The 19,805-nt window shown below is 72.2% G+C and carries 14 protein-coding genes and 1 pseudogene; 10 read left to right on the plus strand and 5 right to left on the minus strand.

Going from position 1 to position 19,805, the window contains the following annotated elements:
* Position 1: 1 nt before the first annotated feature.
* Together ACWCXH_RS24050 and ACWCXH_RS24055 are read left to right on the plus strand one after the other, a co-directional pair.
* A complete protein-coding gene (locus ACWCXH_RS24050) occupies positions 2-1,336 on the plus strand; it encodes an MFS transporter (RefSeq protein WP_449803520.1) in 1,335 nt (444 codons plus the stop codon).
* The gene (locus tag ACWCXH_RS24055; RefSeq protein ID WP_449803521.1) at positions 1,333-2,601 is read left to right on the plus strand and encodes a cytochrome P450 family protein; all 1,269 of its coding nucleotides are present in this window, start codon (positions 1,333-1,335) and stop codon (positions 2,599-2,601) included. Before ACWCXH_RS24050 ends, ACWCXH_RS24055 begins: the two co-directional genes overlap by 4 nt.
* A gap of 178 nt (positions 2,602-2,779) precedes the next feature.
* Here ACWCXH_RS24055 and ACWCXH_RS24060 read toward each other — a convergent pair whose 3' ends face one another.
* On the minus strand, positions 2,780-4,048 hold the full coding sequence (locus ACWCXH_RS24060) for an Ig-like domain-containing protein (protein WP_449803522.1): 1,269 nt from the start codon (positions 4,046-4,048) through the stop codon (positions 2,780-2,782).
* A gap of 286 nt (positions 4,049-4,334) precedes the next feature.
* Between ACWCXH_RS24060 and ACWCXH_RS24065 the strand changes: the two genes are divergently transcribed.
* The 6 genes and pseudogenes from ACWCXH_RS24065 (at position 4,335) to ACWCXH_RS24090 (ending at position 11,634) form a co-directional block, all read left to right on the plus strand.
* Complete coding sequence (locus ACWCXH_RS24065) at positions 4,335-5,675, plus strand: helix-turn-helix domain-containing protein (RefSeq protein WP_449803523.1); 1,341 nt, start codon at positions 4,335-4,337, stop codon at positions 5,673-5,675.
* Positions 5,676-5,810: 135 nt separating this feature from the next.
* On the plus strand, positions 5,811-6,038 hold the full coding sequence (locus ACWCXH_RS24070; protein ID WP_449803524.1) for a hypothetical protein: 228 nt from the start codon (positions 5,811-5,813) through the stop codon (positions 6,036-6,038).
* A gap of 198 nt (positions 6,039-6,236) precedes the next feature.
* Positions 6,237-7,109 carry a nucleoside hydrolase gene (locus ACWCXH_RS24075; protein ID WP_449803525.1) on the plus strand — a complete coding sequence of 291 codons (873 nt, stop codon included), beginning with the start codon at positions 6,237-6,239 and terminating at the stop codon, positions 7,107-7,109.
* Between the two features lie 281 nt (positions 7,110-7,390).
* Positions 7,391-8,054, plus strand: a pseudogene (locus ACWCXH_RS24080) (PadR family transcriptional regulator).
* 2 nt (positions 8,055-8,056) lie between these two features.
* Positions 8,057-8,815: an ABC transporter ATP-binding protein gene (locus ACWCXH_RS24085; RefSeq protein ID WP_449803526.1), complete on the plus strand. Its 759-nt coding sequence runs from the start codon at positions 8,057-8,059 to the stop codon at positions 8,813-8,815.
* Complete coding sequence (locus ACWCXH_RS24090) at positions 8,812-11,634, plus strand: FtsX-like permease family protein (RefSeq protein ID WP_449803527.1); 2,823 nt, start codon at positions 8,812-8,814, stop codon at positions 11,632-11,634. The genes ACWCXH_RS24085 and ACWCXH_RS24090 overlap by 4 nt, the downstream gene beginning before the upstream one ends.
* Before the next feature lie 98 nt (positions 11,635-11,732).
* Here the strand turns inward: ACWCXH_RS24090 and ACWCXH_RS24095 are convergent, their stop codons facing one another.
* The gene (locus ACWCXH_RS24095; protein ID WP_449803528.1) at positions 11,733-11,858 is read right to left on the minus strand and encodes a hypothetical protein; all 126 of its coding nucleotides are present in this window, start codon (positions 11,856-11,858) and stop codon (positions 11,733-11,735) included.
* 238 nt (positions 11,859-12,096) lie between these two features.
* Positions 12,097-13,455: a beta-propeller fold lactonase family protein gene (locus tag ACWCXH_RS24100; protein WP_449803529.1), complete on the minus strand. Its 1,359-nt coding sequence runs from the start codon at positions 13,453-13,455 to the stop codon at positions 12,097-12,099.
* Between the two features lie 515 nt (positions 13,456-13,970).
* Here ACWCXH_RS24100 and ACWCXH_RS24105 point away from each other — a divergent pair.
* A complete protein-coding gene (locus ACWCXH_RS24105; RefSeq protein WP_449803530.1) occupies positions 13,971-14,564 on the plus strand; it encodes a hypothetical protein in 594 nt (197 codons plus the stop codon).
* Between the two features lie 225 nt (positions 14,565-14,789).
* Here the strand turns inward: ACWCXH_RS24105 and ACWCXH_RS24110 are convergent, their stop codons facing one another.
* A complete protein-coding gene (locus ACWCXH_RS24110) occupies positions 14,790-15,953 on the minus strand; it encodes a protein-L-isoaspartate O-methyltransferase (RefSeq protein WP_449803531.1) in 1,164 nt (387 codons plus the stop codon).
* 696 nt (positions 15,954-16,649) lie between these two features.
* Between ACWCXH_RS24110 and ACWCXH_RS24115 the strand changes: the two genes are divergently transcribed.
* Positions 16,650-16,952, plus strand: coding sequence for a hypothetical protein (locus ACWCXH_RS24115; RefSeq protein ID WP_449803532.1), 303 nt, complete (start codon positions 16,650-16,652; stop codon positions 16,950-16,952).
* A 321-nt stretch (positions 16,953-17,273) separates the two neighbouring features.
* Here ACWCXH_RS24115 and ACWCXH_RS24120 read toward each other — a convergent pair whose 3' ends face one another.
* Positions 17,274-19,601, minus strand: coding sequence for an Orn/Lys/Arg family decarboxylase (locus ACWCXH_RS24120; protein WP_449803533.1), 2,328 nt, complete (start codon positions 19,599-19,601; stop codon positions 17,274-17,276).
* Positions 19,602-19,805: the final 204 nt, after the last annotated feature.

A 19,805-nucleotide genomic window follows, 5' to 3' on the forward strand; every position in this document is an offset into this window, starting at 1 on the left:
CATGCCGACGCGTTCACCCGACGGTGGGCAGCGCCGCCGCACGCTGCGCCTGGTGCTGCTCGCCGAGGTCCTGTCCATGTCCGGATCCCAGCTCAGCGCGGTCGCCATGCCGTGGTTCGTGCTCAAGTCCACCGGATCGTCCGCCGACATGGGCGCCGTGATGGCCGCTCAGATGGCCGCCGTCGCCGTCTTCGGGGCGCTGGGTGCCCCGCTGGCCGGACGGCTCGGACCCCGCAGGGTGCTGCTCGTCGCCGACTACGCACGTGGGCCACTGGTGGCCCTCGTACCGCTGCTGCACGACACCGGCCTGCTGGTGCTTCCGGTGTTCATGCCGCTGGTCTTCGCGATCGGTTCCTTCTACGCTCCGTACACCGCCAGCCAGCAGGCCCTGCTGCCGGCCCTCGTGGGCGACGACGAGACCCTGCTCAGCCGGGCCAACGCCCGCCTCCAGGGCGCCACCCGGCTCGCCGTACTCCTGGGGCCGCTCGCGGCGGGGTTGCTCATCAGTTCGCTCGGCGCGGCGACGGCGCTGGTCCTGGACGCGCTCAGCTACCTGCTCTCCGCCCTTCTGCTCACCTTCGGGCTGCCGCGGCGCATGGCCGCACCGGCCCACCGCTCGGCCCACGGCCTCGGCGACGCGGTACGCGTCATCCGGCGGGACCGGCTGCTGGGCAGCTGGACCATCGGCCAGATACTCGGCGAGACGGCCTGGCAGGCCATGTTCGCCCTGCTCCCGGTCCTGGCCCTGCGCTACTACGGGGGGTCCGCCACCCTCGCCGGGCTGCTGCTCGGGGCCTTCGGCGCAGGCGCGCTGACTGGCACCCTGCTGGTCGGCCCGGCGCTGCGGCGGATGTCCGCCACCCGGCTGGCCGTGCTCGGCAGGCTCGGCCAGACCATCGCCTTCGGAGGGCTGCTGCTGCCCATCGGAGCCGCCGGGCTCGCCGCGGTGCTGCTCGCCGCCGGCCTGCTCAACGGCCTGTCCAACGCCCCGATCGCCGCGCTGCGCACCACCCGCATCCCGGCGACGTTGCGTTCCACGACCCTGACCGTGATCGCCGCCGCCGGACTCACCGGCGGCACCCTCGGTCTGGCGGCGGCCGGAGTGGCGGCCGACCACCTGCCGATCCGGCTGCTGTTCGCCTGCCTGGCGGTGTGCCAGATCCTCGCAGGCGCCTGTTTCGTCCTCGGCGCACGAGAGCCCGCCGGCATCCGGCCCGCGGCACAACTCGCAGCTCCGGCCCCGGATCCCGCCCGTCACAACGCCACCCCGGCCGTCCGGCCGCCCACCACCGACCACCGACCACCGACACACGCCACAGACGAGGAGACCCGATGACCTCCACCACACAGGGGGGCTGCCCGTACCTGGCCGGCACCCCCGGCGCTGTCCACGTACTCGGACCGGACTTCGTCCAGGACCCCTTCCCGGTCCTGGGCGAGCTTCGCTCCGAAGGCCCGGTACACCTCGTCAGGCTGCCCGGCGGGGCCGAACGCTGGCTCATCACCCGTTATGACGACGTCATCGCGGCCCTGGCCGACCCCCGGCTCAGCAACGAGCTCGGCCGCGGCGTCCAGCAGAACCTGCCCCCCGAGCCGCTGCCGCCCCGGGCCCAGGTCACCCTGCGTACCACGCAGATCCTCGGGCGCGCCATGGCCAACCTCGATCCTCCGGAGCACGACCGGCTGCGCAAGCTCGTCGTCCGCGCCTTCAGCGCCAAACGTGTGGAGGACCTCCGCCACCGGATCCAGCAGAGCACGAACGCGCTCTTCGACGCCGTGGCCGGAACGGCCGAGTTCGATCTCGTCGAGGCAGTCGCGGACCGGCTGCCGATCAGCGTGATCTGCGAACTGCTGGGAGTACCGGCAGACCGTGCCGACCTCTTCCGCACGGCCGCCTCCGTGGTGGGCGGCTTCGTCGCCGACGACGAAGCCGCCCTGCGCATCGTCGCCGCCCTCGATGAGTTCGACGACTACGTCCGCGGCCTGATCGCCGCCCGTCGGGCCGCACCCGCACCCGACCTGATCAGCGCCCTCGTCAGCGCCGAGGCCGACGACCGGCCCCTCACCGACGACGAACTCGTCAGCATGGTCGGACTCATCCTGTTCGGCGGCTATGAGCCCTCCGCCCAACTCATCGGCAACACCCTGCTCGCAGTCCTGCAGCATCCTGCCCAGCTCGCCGCCCTGCGCGCCGACCCCTCCCTGGTGCCCGCCGCGGTCGAGGAGACCCTCCGCTACGACGGCCCCGTCACACCCGGGCTGAGCCGCTACGCCCTTGAGGACGTCGAAATCGGCGGCACGACCATTCCCAAGGGCTCGTACGTGATCGTCGGTACCGCCTCCGCCAACCGCGACCCCGATCACTGGACGGATGCCGACACCTTCGACATCACCCGGCCGGCGACAGCACGCTCACTCGGCTTCGGCCACGGCCTGCACTACTGCGTGGGTGCGCGGCTCGCCGTCCTGGAGGTCGAGACGGTCCTGACCACCGCCCTGCGCCGCTACCCCCGGCTGCGCCTGGCCGTCGACGCTGAAGAACTGGTCCACCGCCAGGGATCAGTGCGAGGGGTGCGCGAGCTTCCCCTGCGGGTGGACTGAGCAGAGAGGATGTGTGGTGGCTTCTCCGGCGGGTCCGACCCACGGGCCGACGGACACCGACTGGCTGTCCTTCGCGGGATCGGTCGGCCCGTCCGGAGGAGCCACCGCCCGCGACCGGACGGGCGCTCGGGGCGCGGGCGGCAGCGACTTCGTGCTGGCGAGGTCGGCCGTCCAGCGGCTACCAGGTGGCCCAGGGGAGGTTCCAGCCGCTGAGGCCGTTGTCAGGGGCGACGGTCTTCTCCTTGGTGTTGACGATCGTGACGACGTCGCCGATCAGTGAGCTGTTGTAGAACGACCCGGCGACGGAGGTGTCGCTGCCGCCCTCCACGTCCTTGAGCGAGACGCAGCCGTGGCTGGTGTTGGCCTTGCCGAACGGGTCGCCCTTGTACCAGTAGTTGCCGTGGAGGTAGGTGCCGGATGTGGTCAGCCGCATCGCGTGCGGGGCGGCGGGGATGTCGTACTCGTTGCCCATGCCGACGGTCTGGGAGTTCATGTGGGTGACCGGCTCCTTGGACATGATGACCATGGTGCCGCCCCAGGAGGGGTGCTGGTCGTCGCCGAGGGTGGCGGGCACGGTGGTGGACTTGCCGTCCCGCACGATCGTCATCTGGTGCGTGGCGGCGTCCGCGGTCGATATCTGGGAGCGGCCGATGGTGAAGGGTTCGTCCTTGTCGATGTCGCCCCACACGCCGGGGGCGACTTCGACGTTCTTCAGCCGGTAGTGGATGGTGACCTTGGTGTTCGGCTTCCAGTAATCGGCCGGGCGGAAGTCGATCCGGTTGTCGCCGAACCAGTGGCCCTTCACCTCGGTGCCGTTGTCGGTCTCGAAGGTGATGGCCTTGGCGACGGCGTCCTTGTTCAGGACCTTGGTGCTGAAGTCCACCTTGACGATCATGCCCACGCCGTAGGTCTGGCCGTCGGCGATGTTGTCGTTGGTCGACACCTGCTTGCCGGGCAAGGCGGTGGTGAAGGCGCTGGTGGCCGCGGCGACCAGGCCGTCTGCGTCCTTCGCTTGGGCGTTCACCGTGTAGGCCGTGCCGGGGGCGAGTGCGGCGGCGGGCTTCCAGCCGGTGCCGTCCGGGGTGATCGAGCCCTGGAGGGGCTTGCCGTCCTTGTCCGTCACGTCGACGGCGGTGAGCTTGCCGTGGGAGACGGACACATGGAGCGCGGTCGGCGCGACCCCTTGGGCTCCGTCCTTCGGCTCCACGTCCAGCACCGCGGTCGACGTCCTCGGCGTCGCCACGGCGGGCGCCCCGCCGGGGGCGGCTCCGGAGGCGGCTCCGGAGGCGGCGGTGCCGGCCGGCGCGGCGTCACCGCCGCCCTCTCCCTGGCCGTCGCCGCAGGCCGCGGTCATCAGCAGGACCCCGCCCATTGCCAGTGCCACCGCGCCGCGGTGGAGACGGTCGCTGGTGCGTATCGCGGCCCGGGCCGCCCGAACAGTGCTCACAGTTGCTCCCTCTCGGTGTTTCGCCGTCAGCTTGTGCGCCGGTTCGTCCCGGCCGCAACGGTGGGCCGGCGATCAGGGACGCGGGGACGCTGTTACCCGGTTTGAGCTGGGAAGACGTAATCTTCCTGGGACGCGTTCGCGGGGCTCAGGGAGGGCGCGGCCGGCTCCGGAGGTGCCCTCGGGGGAACCGTGGGACGGTCTGCGGCATGCTTGTCTGCCGGAGCTCGTGCCGGTCCGCGTCCGGGCGGGGCGCCGCGGAGGGGGTCCACGAACGGGTGGAGGAGCAGTGCCAGAGGGGACCGGGGGAGTGCGGGAGGCGGACGAGGTTGCGCGGCTGCTCCAGGAGCTGAAGAGCCGGTCGGGGCTCAGTTACGGCGCGCTGGCGAAGCGGCTGCACGTGAGCACGTCGGCCCTGCACCGTTACTGCAACGGTGATGTGATGCCGGTGGAGTTCGCCCCGCTGGAGCGCCTCGCGCGGCTGTGCCAGGCGACTCCGGAGGAGCGCACCGAGCTCTACCGGCTGTGGGGCATCGCCCACGCGGCGCGGGCGAACCGGCAGGCTTCCGCGCCCGCGCCCGCACCCTCACGCGCACCCGAGCCCGCAGCTGAACCCGAGCCCGCACCTGCGGCGGAGGCTTCGTCAGCGGCCCCGGTGGCACGGCCGGTGCCGGACACCCCTGACGCGCCGGGACCGGCGGAGGAACCGGCCACGGGAGGCGCCACCAGGGCCGGCGCGGCCGCCCCGGAGCCTGCCCCCGCCGTACCGCCGCAGCGGCGCGTGCGCCGGGGCGCACTCGCCGCCGTGACGGCCGCAGCGGTGCTCGCCATCATCGGGGCCGTCGCCACCGGCCTTGAGACCCACTCGGACGGTCCGCCCGCCTCCGTGCCCGCCCGGGTCGTTGACGCCGGTCCGTCCGCCGAATCCCCGACGCCGGCCCCTGTCGCCAAGCCCGTCGGCGCCGCCACTTCCACCAGTGCGGGCGCGACCCCGTCGGGGCCGACCGGCGCCGCGGACCAGGGCGCGAGCGCCCCGATCGCCGTCGCGGTCCACCCCTCGGGCTGGGACACCGAGTGCGACCAGTACGTGGTCGACCGCCCGCCGTCGGAAGTCCCCCGCCCGCCCGCAGTGGTGGACGTCCCGGCCTGGGTCTCCAAGGTCGGTGCGGTGCCCGGCGACTACCAGTCGATCGAGCTCACCGTGCAGGGCACCGGCAGTGAGACCGTGGTGCTGACCGCCCTTAACGTCCGCATCGCCCGGATCGCGGCCCCGCTGCCCTGGAACACCTACTCCATGGGCGAGGGCTGCGGCGGCGGAATGGACGTCCACTCCTACAACCTCGACCTGGACGCGGCCCGCCCCCGTCCGGTCCTGGAAGAGGACAGCATCGGCCTGCCGCTCAAGGTGAGCGAGCGGGACCCGGAGGTCATCGAGGTGACCGCCCGGACCACCTCCCACGACGTCAGCTGGTACCTGGAACTGGAGTGGACCAGCGGCAACCGCAAGGGCACGCTGACCATCGGCCCCGGCGCGGGCACGCCCTTCCGCACCAGCGCGGTCAAGGGCCGGCCGCTCTACCGCTACCCGATCGACGGGAAGGCCTGGGAGCCCAGCCCCTTCCAGCAGTGACGGCCGAGCGGGGTCCCTGTGCCGTTGGGAAACTCGGCGCTGCTGCTCGGAGTGGGTCTGGCGAGCCGTCACGGCCGGCTGGAAATGCGCCGGTCCGCCGCCCGAATGAGTCCCGTCCAGCGTCTAGCGGCTTTTATGGCCGCGGCGCTCCTGATCGCCGGCGGTGTCACCGCCGGGGTCTACTCCTCCACCGAGCGTCCACCGGCGTGTGCGCGGGCGGACGTGCAGGAGACGTTCGGCATGACGGCCCTGAACGAGTGCCTCGACGAGGTCGCCAAGTGGTGCGAGGACAACTACCCGGAGGACGGGGCCTGCAAGAACAAGGTCTTCGGATACGACCCACGCCCGCTCGGCCAGGACTGAACCCGGCGGCGCCCTGCACGACGGCGATGCGGACCTTGCTGGTCTGCCCGCTCTGGAGTGCCCGAGCAGGGCGGTCTTCAGGTGGAGTGAGGCGGATGAAGACGTGACGTCGCCGCCGCCGAAGAGGAGGCGGCCGAACGCGCTCGTCTCGCCGATATTCCGTTGGTGACGCTCCGTCGGATCGGTACGGTCGCGGGCATGGCAATCCCGATCGTGTTCGACATGGAGACCGGCGACCCCGACGACGTCTTCACCCTGTGTGCCCTCGCGACCCATCCGTGGGCACGTCTGGTGGCCGTGACGGTCATGCCCGGATCGGATGAGCAGGTCGGCATCGTCAAGCACCTCCTCGGGCGCCTCGGGGTGAGCGCGCCGGTCGGCGCGTACCGGCCGGGCGCCGACGTGAAGCCGGTGTCGGGCTTCCACCGCCGATGGCTTGGCAGCGTTCCGGCTCGCGAACCCGACGCCGAGGCCTGGCAGCTGCTGCGGGACGCCTTCGCCAACGGGGACGCGACGCTGCTCACGGGGGCGCCGCTGAAGAATCCCGGCATGCTCCTGGAGCGGGAACCGGACGTGCGCATCGCCCGCTGGGTCGCGCAGGGCGGCTTCGCCGGCGACTGCGTCGTCCCGCCCGAACACCGTCTCCCCAAGTTCGAGGGACGCGAGACCTGCCCGACGTTCAACTTCAACGGCGCTCCGGACGCCGCGTTGAAGCTGCTGGAATCGCCCCACGTCGGTGAGCGGGTGCTCGTCTCGAAGAACGTCTGCCACGGCGTCGTCTACGACGGCGCGATGCACGCCGCCCTGTCGGCGCGGCGGCTCACACCCGGGATGGCGCTCGTGCGGGAGGGCATGGGGGTCTACCTGGCAAAGCGCCGCGCCGGCAAGGCCTTCCACGACCCGCTCGCGGCGGCCGTGGCGCTCGACGAATCCGTCTGCGCGTTCCGCGAGGTCGAGGTGTACCGCGAGCGCGGCGCCTGGGGTGCGCGTCCGGCGGCAGGCACCCGGACGCGGATCTCGGTCTCGGTCGACCACGCGCGATTCCTGGACGTCCTCACGGCTACTGGGTGACGGCCCTCGCTCCGAGCGAGGTGGTTGTGCGGCCCGCTCGGCCCGGTGCGGTGGCGCTTCGGACGCCCCGGCCGGCACTGCCTGACCGAGGCGCTGGAGAACCGGAAGGCCGCGCGGGCGGTGCCGATTCCGATCGGTAGCCGCGGCCTGTCTGCTCGAACCGCGGCGCGGTTCCGTGGGTTTTCCGGGAGGTCGGTGGGATTGTCGCGATCCTGTCCCAACGCTCGACCGTGCCGGGTGGCGGCTTGAACCGGTGGGCATACCGGGTATACATACTCGGTATGCCCATTCGTCACGGTCTCCTCGCCCTGCTCGACCAGGGCGCGCGCTACGGCTGCCAGCTGCGCACCGAGTTCGAGGCGCGCACCGAGTTCGAGGCGCGCACCGGCGCCACCTGGCCGCTCGACGCCGGCCAGGTCTGTACCACGCTGGGCCGCCTGGAACGGGACGGCCTGGTGGAACCGGCCGGGGAGGACGCGGAGGGCCACGTCTTCTACGCCCTCACCGGCAAGGGGCGCGCCGAACTACGGGAACGGTTCGAGACTCCGGTCCCGCGGACCAACCCACCCCGGGACGAGTTGGCGATCAAGCTGGCGATGGCCGTGACCGTACCGGGCCTTGACCTCAACGCCGTGGTCCAGTCGCAGCGCCGCCACAGCATGAAGGCCCTCCAGGACTACAACCCGGCTCAAGGCCCGTGCCGTGGCCGACGAGAGCCAGCAGCCCAACGATCTTGCCTGGCCGCTGGTGCTGGACCAGCTGATCTTCCAGACCGAGGCCGAAATCCGCTGGCTGGACCACTGCGAGACCCGCCTGTCCCAGCACGCGCCGCCGCCCCGCCGGGGGCCGCGACCAACCGCCGGCCGGCGGCACCGGGAGCCAGCGCCTCCGCGCCCGCCCCGTCCCGCCGCACCCGCTTCCGACCGAACACCGCAAGGGGAATGACCATGTCTCACACCGACGTACCCGTGCTCCAACTGGAGCGCGTCACCCGTGCCCACGGCCGCGGCGCCGCCGAGGTCCACGCCCTGAGCGGGGTGGACCTGGCGGTGTACCCGGGTGAACTCGTGGCCGTCATGGGCCCGTCCGGGTCCGGCAAGTCCACGCTGCTCACCCTGGCCGGCGGCCTGGACAGCCCGACCAGCGGCAGGGTGGTGGTCGAGGGCACCACCCTCGGCAAGCTCTCCCGCAAGAAACTCGCCCAGGTGCGCCGCCGCGCGGTGGGCTACGTCTTCCAGGACTACAACCTGATACCCGCGCTGACCGCCGCGGAGAACATCGCATTGCCGCGCGAACTGGACGGTGTCTCCAGCCGCGCCGCCCGCCGGGAGGCGCTCGCCGCCCTGACCGAACTCGGCATCGAGGACCTCGCCGACCGCTTCCCCGACGACATGTCCGGCGGCCAGCAGCAGCGGGTCGCCATCGCCCGGGCGCTGATCGGCGAGCGCCGGCTGGTGCTCGCCGACGAGCCCACCGGTGCCCTCGACTCCACCACCAGTGAGTCCGTGCTCGGCGTCCTGCGCGCCCGCTGCGACGCGGGTGCGGCCGGGATGATGGTCACCCACGAGGCTCGCCATGCCGCCTGGGCCGATCGCGTGGTCTTCCTGCGCGATGGCCGGATGGTCGACGAGAGCGTCGGCGGGAACGCCGCCAGCCTGCTGATCTCCGCCGCGACCAACAGCGTGAAGGGCCCGGGATCGGAGTGAGCCTCACCTCCTGGCGGGCCGCCCTGCTGATCGCCCGCCGCGACGCCCTGCGAGCCAAGGGCCGCAGCGCCCTCGTCCTCGCCATGCTCACCCTGCCGGTGCTCGGCGCGGCCGGCATCGACGTGGTCGAGCGTAGCTCCCAGCTGACCCCGGCCGAACGCGCGACCCGGATGATGGGCACCACGGACGCCACCATCAGCATGTTCGGCCGCGGCCGGATCGTCCTTCAGGAGCCGGTCGCCGAGGACGGCCTCACCACCAACGGGCCCAGCAGCAACCAGAAGCCCACCTCCGAGCAGCAGCGTAGCGCCGGCACCGACCCGGCCGTCCTGCTGCCCCAGCTCCTTCCGGCCGGCAGCGTGCTGCTGCCCGCGGGCGAGGGCCCGATGGCGTCCGCCCGCTCCCGGGACGGACTGCTCACGGTGGAGACCACCGAAGCGGACCTCAATGACCCGGCCTGGCACGGGATGCTGAACGTCGTCTCCGGCCGTGCCCCCGGAGCAGCGGACGAGGTCGCCGTCACCCAGGCTTTCCTGGACCAGGCGCACCTCGCGGTGGGTGACACCACGAGCGTGCGCGGGCTGCCCGGGCAGTTCCGCATCACCGCCGCCGTCGAGTACCCGAACGACCTCCACCGGCTCCAACTCGTCGGCCGCCCGGGTGCCCTGATCGCCCCGTTGACCGCGGCCCAGCGCGCCGACTCGTCCGGCACGAACGACCTGCGGTGGTTGGTGAAGCTGCCGCACGGCGCGGTGCTGGACTGGCACGCGGTGCGGGAACTGGACAAGTACGGCTTCGCCACCACCTCGCGCAGCGTGGTGCTCGACCCGCCGCCCTCCTCCCAGGTGCCGTACGACCTGCAGTACAAGCACGACAGCGGATCCGGCGTCAACCGGACCGAGGCGGCCACGGTGGTGGCGGTGGTCGGCATGGCGCTGCTGGAGATCGTGCTGCTCGCCGGCCCGGCGTTCGCGGTCGGCGCCCGGCGCTCCCGGCGGCAGCTCGGGCTGATCGCCGCGGGGGGCGGCGACCGCTCGCACATCCGCGCGGTGGTGCTCGGCGGCGGCCTCGTGCTGGGGCTGGCCGGAGCCGTGACCGGTACGGTCGCGGCCATCGGCCTGGTGGTCGCCGTCCGGCCCTGGCTGGAGGAGGCTGCGGGCCAGCGGTTCGGACAGCTCAGTGTGCGCCCGCTCGACCTGGTCGCCGTCGCGGCGATCGGCCTGGTCACCGGCCTGCTCGCGGCGATCGTCCCGGCCGTCCAGGCCTCCCGCCAGGACGTGGTGGAGTCCCTCAGCGGCCGGGGCACCACCAGGCCGGTCAGCCGCAAGCTGCCCCTGCTCGGCGTGGCGATGGTCGCGGGCGGCGCCGCGCTCGCCCTGCTCGGGGCCGTCTCGACGCGCTCCACCGTGCTGCTGGGCGGGTCGGCCGTCGCCGAACTCGGCATGGTGGCCTGCACCCCGCTGCTGATCGGCCTGTTCGGCCGGCTCGGCCGCAGCCTCCCGCTCGGCCCCCGGCTCGCGCTGCGCGACTCGGTCCGCCACCGCGGCCGAACCGCGCCCGCCGTCGCCGCGGTGATGGCCGCCGTCGCGGGTTCCGTCGCGATCGGCATCTACACCACCAGCAGCGACCAGGAGTCCCGGGACAAGTACGCGGCGAACGCGCCGGCCCACGCGGTCACCCTGGCCCCCCGGGGCTGGGACCCGGCCAATTCCGACCCTACCCAGCTGAACCAACTGCGCAGCGCCGTCGAGCAGTCCATGCCGCCGCTCGGCCAACGGGCCGACGTGGACCGGACCACCTACTGCCCCGGCACCGGCAACCGGCACTGCGGCACCCTGCAGGTCCAGATCCCGAAGGACCGCCGCTGCCCCGCCACGGACGAGGACAACACCGGAAACTTCAACGAGGCGTTGTTCGAGCAGGAGAAGCTGACCGACCCGCGCTGCAGCTACTTCGACAACGAGCACATCGGCGATTTCGGCGACGTGCCGGCCGGGGACGCGACCGTGCTGCACAACCTGTTCGGGGTGCAGGACCCGGCGGCCGAGAAGGCGCTCGCCGACGGGAAGGCGGTGGTCTTCGACCCCTACTACGTCCAGAACGGGAAGATCACCATCGTGCTGACCGAGCCCCTGGCCGCTTCGGCCAACAGCCGTCCCGGCAGCGGCCCGCCGCCGAAGCCGGTGACCCACCTGGTGAGCGTCGACGCGGTGGTGGTGAACGGGAGCACCCGGAGCGCCCAGGCACTCATCTCGCCGGACACGGCGCGGCGGCTCGGTCTGGGAGCCGTGGACGCGGGTTCCGTCTGGCTGCCGGCCACGGCGCCCTCGTCCGACGCCGAGCAGAAGGCCGCCGGCGCCGTCGGCCGTGTCACCGACCAGGCCAAGGTCACCGTGGAGCGCGGCTACCAGTCGCAGCAGACGCTGATCGGCCTCGGCCTCACCGGGTTCGCCGCGCTGGTGGCGCTGGGTGCCGCCGGGATCGCCACCGGCCTGGCCGCCGCCGACTCCCAGCAGGACCTGGCCACCCTCGCCGCCGTCGGCGCGGCCAGTGGCATCCGGCGCCGACTGTCCGGGTTCCAGTGCGGGGTGATCGCCGCGATGGGCGCAGTGCTCGGCACGGTCAGCGGGTTCGTGCCCGCCGTGGCGCTGCGGGTGCTGAAGGGCTCGGAGCGGGTGAACGGCGAGGCGGCGCACACGGTGATCTCGGTGCCCTGGCTGAACATCGGGCTCACGCTGATCGTGCTGCCGCTGCTGGCGGTCGGGCTGGCGATGCTGCTCACCCGCTCGCGCCCGGAGCTGGTCCGCCGCGCGGCGTGACGGCCGGCACACCGGTCACGGTCCGCTCCGGCGGCGCGGCCCGGGGCGGTTCGACCGTCCCGGGCCGCAGCACGTAGGAACCGCCGGCGTACGCGGGACTACGCCGAGCCGGTCAGCTCCTGGTCCTCGGCCGCCTGCTCGACCTCACGGACCAGCCCTGCGACGCCCAGTGGTGGTGGCAGTTCGCCGCCGGGGCGGTGTGACAGGACATACCGGGAGGACAAGGGGCCTGACCGGGGCATTCCGGGCGGGACAACGTGCTGGTCAAGGGGTGGGACAAGGGGCGCGGTCAGACTGCGGACAAGGGGGCGGCGTGCAGTGCCGGCCGCACCCGGGCGCCCGCCCGGGTGCCGGGGCCGGCCACCGTGCCAGGCCTCGGCCTCGTCGCCGGCACCGCGTGCCGCCCCGAAACGCCAGGAGGCCGCCACCTCGGGCGGGGATGGTGGCCTCCGGTGCCTTTCTTTACCAGTGGTGGTGGTCGTCGCAGGGGTCGATGACGGTGGGGTCGGTGGCGGTGGCGGTGCCGTTGCCGCCTCCGCTGACCATGGCGGTGTTGGTGAGGGTGCCGGTGGCGGTGCGGGCGACGCGGACCCGCAGCGTGATGGGCGGGTAGGTGTTGCCGGGGTTGAGGACGTCGCTGCGGGTGCAGGTCAGGGTGCTCCGGACGCAGCGCCATCCTCTGCCGGTGATGCTGGCGGCGGTGAGTCCGGCGGGGAGGGTGTCCTTCATGGTGACGGTGGTGCCGTCGGTGGGGGCGGTCCCGTTGTTGCCGACGGTGATGGTGTAGGTGCCCGTCCTGCCCGGGGTGAAGTTGCCGGTGTGGGTCTTGGTGATGGTCAGGGAGGGCCCTGCGGGGACGGGGGTGATCGCGACACCGAACGGGGTGTTGACGGGGATGGTGGCGGTGACGGTGTTGCTGGTGGTGTCGATCACCGACACGGTGTTCGAGGAGAAGTTGGTGACGTAGACGTGCTTGCCGTCGGGGTTCATTCCGAGCTTGAAGGGGGTGGCGCCGACGGTGACGGTGGTGCTGACGGTGTTGCTGGTGGTGTCGATCACCGACACGGTGCCGTCGGCGACGTTGCCGACGTAGACCTGGTGGCCGTCCGGGGTGATCGCGTTGCCGTACGGCGAGTTGCCTACCGGGATGGGGGAGCCCACCACGGCGTTGGTGGTGGTGTCGATCACCGACACGGTGTTCGCGGAGAAGTCGTCGACGTAGGCGTGGAGGCCGTCCGGGGTGATCACGATGCCAACCGGCTGGGTGAAGCCGGGGATGGTGGCGGTGACGGTGTTGCTGGTGGTGTCGACCACCTGCACCTGGCCGAGCGCGAGCTCGGTGACGTAGGCGTGGAGGCCATCGGGTGTGATCGCGAGGAACCGCGGATCGCTGCTGGAGGCGATGGGGACGTCGGCGGTGACGGTGTTGGTGGTGGTGTCGATCACCGACAGGTCGCCCGGAAAGGAAACGACGTAGGCGCGCAGGCCGTTCGGGGTGATCGCCACAGCGTTCGGGTGGTCGCCGGCGGGCAGGGGGATGGTGGTGGTGACGGTGTTGGTGGTGGTGTCGATCACCGACACGTTGCCCGAGCCGCGGTTGGCGACGTAGGCGTGCTTGCCGTCCGGGGTGACCTTCACGTCCTCCGGCTGAGTGCCGACGGGGATGGTGGTGGTGACGGTGTTGGTGGCGGTGTCGAACACCGTCACCGAGCTGCCACCGACGTTGTTGACATAGCCCTGCTGGCCCGTGGCGGCCATGGCCGGGGACGGGGCCAGCACCGGCAGGGCCAGCCCGGCCGTCAGGGCCAGTCCCGCCGCCAAGGCCCGCACCCGTACCCACGGCCCGGGCCGAAACCCACTGCTTTCGGGCTCCGGATCGCGACGTGCGGGCTCACCCGCGCAATCGTGTAGATCGGCTCGACGCATCGCTCTCTCCTCACAACCGGCGTCACGGTCCCGTGCCCCCGCAGCGAGCTGCGATGGTCTGGAGATCGACACGACCGTGACTGCGACAAACAGGGACAAACGATGCATATGCCGCATTGACGAAGAGCCAGCGCGACACGCTTCCACCGGCGACCGAACGAGGGAGCCCGGCCAGTCGGTGTTGACGGCCTCTCGAGCGCTGAGGCGGAGACCTTGATACCCGCCACGCCGCGTGGCGTCGTCCCGGCCGTCCTGCGCCGGGCGATGCCACGGTGCCGACACCCGATTGCCCGACCGCCCTCGGACGGGCAGTGCCGGCCACCCTGCCGAGTCCGGCCGCTCATCCCACAGGGCGCAGGAGCCGATCACGTAGACGACCGACGTGAACCCCGGGACTTGAGGGAGTCCTGTTGACGACCACTGTCGTTCCGCCCCGGCGGCGAGCGCCGCGCAGTGAGGCACCGGAGCCGACCGTCGTGGGCCGCCTGCCGTTGATCGAGGCGCGCATGCTCGCCTGGCTGGCCTGCCAGGCCGCTGCCGCGCGGCAGGTGACCGTACGGCAACTCGCCGAACTCCAGGGCCCTGCGGGCCGACCGATCGGCGTGAAGGAAGCGCTACAGATCGCGGGCGACCTGATGGACACGGGCCTGGTCGTCGTGCCCGGGCTGAGGGGCGCGGGGCTCGACCAGCAACTGCCCGTCTACACCGCCGGCTACCGGCGCCCGGAGACGAAGGTGGTCGAGAAACGGTCCGAGCCTCACAGGGTGAGCGGAGGGGAGTTCCGCGACGAGCATGGCGACAACGCCCTCTACGGTCCAACCGCGGCTATCACCAAGGCCGGAAGCGATGCATCCGCAACGGCAAGCTCCCCGAGGGCTTCACGAGCCCAATCAAGCCCACCTACGATCCGGACAACCCCAGTTGGCAGAAGACGCGGATACACCATGACCAAGCATGATGCGAAGGTGTTCTCCGACGCATTCGCCGCACTGGACAGCCAGTAGGCAGTTGTCCTTGAACCAGGGCTTCTCACCAGACGTTTTATCCCTCGCTGACGAATCGGACAACGTCTGGTGAGACAACGACAGAATCACGTGAGACGGGGCACCCGGCGTGAGCGTGATGTGCAGTCGTCCACCGCAGCCCGGGCGACCCCGCGATCGACGGCTGCACGTATCGCCCACCGGCCGTTCCCGGCCCCCGATCACCCTGTGCGACGCCGTGACCGGTCAACGCAGGGCCGAAGCCAGCCCGCCAACGGGCCAGCTCGGACCATCCGGGCTTCCCAGCCACGCCCACTGCCTCTCGAGGGTGACGGCGATGCCGTAGTCGTACAGCTCGGGCCGACCGAGTTCCTCCCACTGGGACCAGGCGGCCATCAGCTCGTCGCCGATCCGCCGCTCACCGCCCTGGAACAGCATGGTGGTGCCATCGCCGCGCGCACCGAACGTGGCCCACGACCGGTCGCCGTCGTGGACCCAGGCGTTGACACCGTCCTCGTCCCGGCCGGTGCGCAGCACGGCGTCCGGCACGGCCACCCGCAGCGCGAACCGCAGGTGCCAGTCGCTCTCCAGCGCGGCCAGGTCACGCGCCACCACCTGCCGCACCTCCGGCTCGCCGGTGCCGCGCACCGCCGCGTACGCGGCATGGCCGCCGGCCACCGGAGCTGGTCCGCACCTGTCCGCCATGAACTGCCCCAGTCCCCGCACCGGCCCCGTGGCGCTGCGCCCGTCGTCGGCGACCGTGAGGGCGACGTGCCCAAGCGGTCCCCAGGGGTAGACGATCCGGCCGCCAGGCCGGACGGCCTCCACCCAGGACCACGGGACGGTCGCGACGGCATAGGTGGCGTGGAGACGGTCGACCGGAATCCCGCCGGGCGCCCCGGCGCCGGTGGCGTCGCCGACCAGCACCTCGGCGTCGACCGCGGCGCCATCAAGACGGCCGCGGGCGAACGCGGCCAGGACCTCGTCGACCTCGGTGGAGACCACCAGGCCGGGCCCGGTGCGCCAGGCCGCGAGCGCGGTGGTCCAGCCCTGTCCGGTGCCGACGTCCCACACCCGCATCCCGGGCTCCAGCATCAGCGCGTCGAGCATGTCGGCGACCACGCCGGGCGCGGACAGGCTGGAGGAGGGCAGCCCGTCGGTGACCTGGGTGATCGCTGCCGCGTCGACGCCGGCGTAGAGCTCGCCCGCCCAGCCCTGCGGTTCCGGCGCCCGGTCGACGGGCACGTACACACGACCGTCCCACCGCCACAGCCTGTCCGGCGCGAACAGGTCGCGCGGCAGCGCGGCGAAGGCCTCGCGCAGCCACGGCGAATCCTGAGGCCATGCCCCGCGCCGCTCCATCGCCGCGTCCAGCCGTACCCGACGGTCTGCCAGATCCTCGGCACTCACTATTTCTTGTGCTTCCCGCCACTCGGCGGCGGGGGCGGAACCTGCCCGTCGGCATTGTTCGGCGGCGGGTCGCCCTGGCCCGGGTCCGGCGACGGCTTCTCGTGCTCACCCCTCAACGGCGGCATACTGCTGCTCCCTTCGGTGCATGGACACGACTGGTCGCCCATCCTGGCGCAGCCCCACGCCCGGGCGGTAGAGGGCGTGCGGGAGCGTCCATGAGGCGTGCGGGCCGTCGATACGCACCCCGTCCGCAGGCCGAACCCGGTGGGCCCGGCGTCTCAGCTTCGGCCCGCCGCGCCTTGCGCGGACGGGGCAGCCCGGTCACGGTCGCGCCGACGGTGTCGATCCCGACGGCCCGCGGCGCGCACCTCCTCGGGGCGGCACTGCGGTCCTCTGCCAGCACCACCAGGGTCGCGTACCCCCGACGACCATGCCGCGGCCAATAGCCCGGCCTGTCGCCCGGCTCCCAGTGGGCAGGCGTTCGATGAGGCGCCGGCCGGGAAGGACCGATGATCGCCGCCAAGCTCGACTACCGCTGGCACCTGCGTCACCTGATGGCGGATCACGGCATGTTCTCCACCACGGACCTCTTGCCGCCGCTGGCCGCGCGCGGCGCTCGCGCAGCGGGCCCGGCGGTGTTCCGCACAGCAGCAGCAGGCCGAAGCCGTCGGCCAGCGCGAGCGCGGTCTCCGCCCAGTGCTCGCCCGGATCCTCGACGACGACCAGGCGGGACAGGTCGACGCCGAGCTCGGCGGCCGCGAGCAGGCCGAGCCCTTCGAAGCCGAGCGCGGCGCACCGCGTGCCGGTGGAGGCGGCGGTCGCCGCGAGGGCCAGGAGCAGGGCGGTGCCGCCGCCGGTCACCGAGACGACGGCGCCCGGGCGCAGGCCGCGCTCGGGCAGGAGGTCCTGCAGGACCGGTACCAGCGGCCCGGGGCGGGACAGCTGGAGCTGGGATGCCAGTGCGGCGAGTGTTGTCGTGCAGCGACGTCGGCGCCGTAGCGGTCGGGCAGGTCGGACATCCGCGGGCGTCGATGAGATGGGCGACGGCGTCGAACAACTCCTGGGCACGCTCCTCAGTGCCGACACCGTCGAACGACGCGCACTCCTGAGCAGACCTACCAGCAGCAGTGCCGCGGCCCCGCTGCTCCTGGCCCTCGTCTCCGTGACCACCCACCGCCTCTCGGCCGCCCCCCGGCCTGGATACGGTCACCGTCCTGAGACGGGCCCGGCGCGAGTGCAGAACGAGCGAGGCTCCCTGGCGGTCGAGCGAGATGTCCGACGTCTCGACCCGCGCGCCAGGGAGCCTCGTTGTGCGCTGGTTCAGGCTTCCGGTCGGCGGACGCACTCGATCAGGTAGTCCCCGGTGACAGTCTCGACGGTGACGCCGTGCGCCTCGCTGTGGAAGCCGGGGAAGGCCCTGTCGAAGGACTCCAGAGCGCGCAGGTAGCGCAGGAGCGGTCCGTCGGCGGCACCGGTCGACTCCCCGGGCATGAGCACCGGGATGCCCGGAGGCGTCACCGTGACCATGGCGGCCGCGACCCGATCGGCGGCCGCGCTCAGGCGTACGCGTTCGGTGCCCCCTCGGATCAGCCGCTGGTAGCAGCGCTGGGGCGGTTCCACGGGCTCGGGGAGCTGCTGGAACGCGGTGTCGAGTGCGGTGATCAGCTCCGCGCGGGTGAGGTGCTCGTGCATCCGCTGACACAGGTCGCGCAGCGTCGTGCCCGCGTACCGGGAAGGGAACTGGGCAACGAGGCCGGGCAGCACCCGCTCCAACGGCGCATCGGTGTCGTAGAGGGTCTTGAAGTCCATCAAGGCGTCCATCAAGGTGCCCCACTTGCCCTTGGTGATGCCCATGGAGAACAGGATCAGCGTGGTGTAGCTGTCGGTCTTCTCCACGACGATCCCGCGGGTGGCCAGGTACGCCGTCAACACGCGTGCGGGAATGCCCCACGGCGAGGTCTCGCCCTTCGCCGTCACCCCGGGGCAGGTCAGGGTGACCTTGATCGGATCGAGCATGCAGTAGCCGTCTTCGAGGCCCTCGAAGCCGTGCCAGTCGGCGCCCGGTTCCAGGAGCCAGCAACTCGCCTCGTCGCGCAGCAGCGCCGCGGGGGCGTCGGCGAAGGGCATGCGCCGGCCGGTGGCCGGATCGGTTACCTCGTCGGGCTGCCAGATGCCGAAGAACCAGTCGGGCCGGTCTCCCGCGTCGACGATCCGGCGTCCGGTACGGATGACGGCCTGGCGGAAGCGGATGGCCTCGGTGAGCGCCTCGTCGATCAGCCACCGGCCCTGTGGGCCGTCCATCATCGCGGTTGCCACGTCGAGGGAGGCGATCGCCGGGTAGAGCGGTGACGTGGTGCCGTGCATCATGAACGCCTCGTTGAAGCGCTCGTGTTCGACGGGCGCGCGGGGCGAGCTCCTGACGTGCACCATGGCGCCCTGCGACAGGGCGGCGAGCAGCTTGTGGGTGGACTGCGTGGCGAACACGGTGGGCCGCTGCGGGCCCTCGAAGGTGTCCGGGCCGACGGCCATGCCGTAACGGCGGGCGTAGAGGGGGTGGAAGCGGGCGTAGGCGAACCACGCCTCGTCGAAGTGCAGGCGCGGTGTGCTCGGGGCGAGAGCGTGCGCCGCGGCGAGGGTGTCGTAGCACAACCCGTCGTAGGTGGAGTTGGTCACCACCGCGTACTGGGCCCGGTCGGACACCGCCCCGGCCGTCAGCGGGTTGGCGGCGATGCGGGCGGCCACGGCGTCCGCGGCGATCTCGGCTGGCGGCAGCGGGCCGGCGAGGCCGTAGCCGTTGCGGGTGGGAACCAGGTACACGGGACGGGCACCGGAGATCACCAGGCCGTGCAGCACGGACTTGTGGCAGTTGCGGTCCACGAGCGCGATCTCGTCGGCGGTGACGCTGTAGTGCCCCACCATGCGGTCCGCGGTGGAGTTGCCGTGCAGGACGAAGTACGTGCGGTCGGCGCCGAAGACCCGGGCGGCGTTGCGCTCGGCCTCCCCGATCGGCCCGTTGTGCTCGAACAGCGACCCGAGCTCTCCCACCGAGATCGACAGGTCGCTACGGAAGAGGCGCTCGCCGAAGTAGTCGAAGAAGGCCCGCCCCGCCGCGGACTTCAAAAACGCGACACCGCCGGAGTGCGCGGGGGTGTGCCAGGAGTACTCGTGCGCGTCGTCGAAGCGGCGCAGCGCCTTGAAGAACGGCGGAAGGACGTCCCGGTGGTAGGCGCGGGCGGCGGTGGTGACCCGGCCTGCGATGAAGGCGGCGGTGTCCTCGAGCGGCCAGATGTAGCCGACCACGGCCTCCGAGACCCACAGCGGCAGCCGCTCCAGGTCGTGGTCGGACTCGTCCGCCATGAGCAGGAAGACCGGGAGGTCCTTGAACCGGCGCTGGATCAGCCGCAGGACGTCCGCGCCGCCGACCTCCTGGTCGCCGTCGTCGTCGCCCGGCAGGTCCCAGGCCACCACGGCCGCCGCGAGCCCCGACTCCGTGCGCAGGACCGCCCGCGCGTCCCGGGCGGTAGCCGCCCAGCGGAGGGCCAGGCCCTGGTTCTCCAACTCCTTGCCGATCCGCCGCAACTGCTCGGTGCTCACCCCTCCCTGCAGCGGGTTCTCGCGCAGCGCCAACAGCACAGTGCCGCTCACCATGACAGCCCCCTCCGTGACCCACAGCGCCCTTCGGCGCCCGGCACAGTCTCGTCCGGCCGGGGCACGTCAGCGGCGGTATTCGCTGCGCTTCACTCGAAGGCGCTAACGCCTGAGCTTGGCGTTTAACCTCGCTGCGCTTGGTGTTCCTTGATCGACTCGGCGCGTTTCACGGACTTGCCGACGTCGTGGTGCTTGGCGCGGCGC

It is taken from the genome of Kitasatospora sp. NPDC001660 (genome assembly GCF_053596725.1).